The following is a 1,523-nucleotide window of genomic DNA, read 5'->3' as shown; positions in this document are numbered from 1 at the left end:
GATCCGACCGGCATCGCGGTGGCGGGCAACGAAGTATTCGTCGCCGATTCGCGCAATAACCGCATCGAGGTGTTCGATCTCGACGGCCATTTCAAGCGCCAGTTCGGCACGCCTGGCGACAGTCTCGGCCAGCTCGCCCGGCCGATGAACCTGACCGTCCACGACGGCGAACTCTACGTGCCGGAATACTTCAACGACCGCATCCAGGTATTTCGCCTCGACGGCACGCCGCTGCGTGTGATCGGCCATGAGGGGCAAGGACCGGGCGAATTCAGGGCGCCTGTGGGGGTTGCCGTCGCCCCGAACGGCGATCTCTTCGTCGCCGACTTTTATAATCAGCGCGTTCAGCAACTGCGCCCCGACGGCACGTTCATTCGGCAATGGGGCACGACGGGACGCACCGGACATGGCGCGGGCCGGTTCATCTACCCGACCGACGTGACGTTGGATCGTGCCGGCGATCTCTACGTCGCCGACGGCTACGGCAATCGCATCCAGGAGTTCGATGGGCAGGGCCGCTTCGTGCGCAAATGGGGCGGGCCGCTGGCCTACGGCATTTATGGTCCGTTCAATGGCTGGTTCATCACTGTGACGGCGCTTGCGTTCGATCCGGCCGGCAACGTGCTCGCCGCCGATTTTCACAACGACCGGATCCAGAAGTTCACGGCCGACGGCCGCTTCCTCACGGCGTTCGGCCACAAGGGGCGCGGGCCGGGCGAATTCCGCTCGGCGATCGGCGTGGCGGTCGCCGACGACGGGTCGATCTTTACCACGGATTTTCTCAACGCTCGCGTGGAGAAGTGGCGCGCGCCTTGAAGCGGACTGGTGGCAGCAACCGCGCAGAACAATGTCGGGCGTCCGATTGCCACGCTTATGGAAGGCTCGTTCAATGAACGGATATCGAGCTTTCGCCGGTCGCTGAGGACGCCTCATATGCACCAAGGCAGCAAAGGAGTCGTTGGACCGATTGGCCGTGACCGGGTGCGAGCGCTGAAGGCTGCTCGATAAGTCAACGCGAACGAAAGAAGGATCGCTCGCGCAAAGAGACACCTTAGCCGGCGAACGTATAGGATAACGAATGCATCCCTTCTGGCGGAATCTGCAAAGTCTGTTTGCCAGACGTCGCAACCCTCTGCTTACCGTCTCCATGCTGCTGGCGCTGGGCTGGGCGGTCTCGTGCGCCGCGCAGATCGCGGCAACCGACGCGATTGTTCAATGAACACGCGTTCTTCACAAGGACGTGAATGATCGCGGGCAGGCCGATTTCTGCCGGACTCGCCAATGACGAGGCCGATCTGCGGAGGCTGCGGAGGCTACGTCGACTATATCGTTAAGCGCCTCGCGACGACTGAGACGCGCTTAAACGTCACTTCCGCCTGTCGCCGAAGAACAGGTATTTAATGAGCGCCCCGGCAGCGAGTACCAGCACTACGAGAATCAGGAGCCAGAAAAGCCCCACGCCCCACATCATTCCGCCCCCCATCATTCGGTCCATCATGCCGTGCATTGTTCGCTCCCCTGGT

Annotated in this window: 2 protein-coding genes; both read left to right on the top strand. The window is 62.0% G+C overall.

The window, feature by feature from the left end:
* Positions 1–816, top strand: an 816-nt coding sequence (locus EPN59_RS02700; protein ID WP_293045492.1) for an NHL repeat-containing protein, incomplete at its 5' end; no start/stop codon positions are given.
* Between the two features lie 262 nt (positions 817–1,078).
* Positions 1,079–1,219: a hypothetical protein gene (locus EPN59_RS02695; protein WP_293045489.1), complete on the top strand. Its 141-nt coding sequence runs from the start codon at positions 1,079–1,081 to the stop codon at positions 1,217–1,219.
* Positions 1,220–1,523: the final 304 nt, after the last annotated feature.

Source organism: Paraburkholderia sp. (assembly GCF_004298475.1).
Classification (GTDB): domain Bacteria; phylum Pseudomonadota; class Gammaproteobacteria; order Burkholderiales; family Burkholderiaceae; genus Paraburkholderia; species Paraburkholderia denitrificans.
The sequence above is the reverse complement of the archived record's forward strand: the minus strand, read 5'-3'. Positions and strand labels throughout refer to the sequence as shown.

Bases quoted from the DNA above. Each gene is read 5' to 3' on its own strand.
- EPN59_RS02695 (WP_293045489.1), top strand. From the start codon at position 1,079: ATGCATCCCTTCTGGCGGAATCTGCAAAGTCTGTTTGCCAGACGTCGC.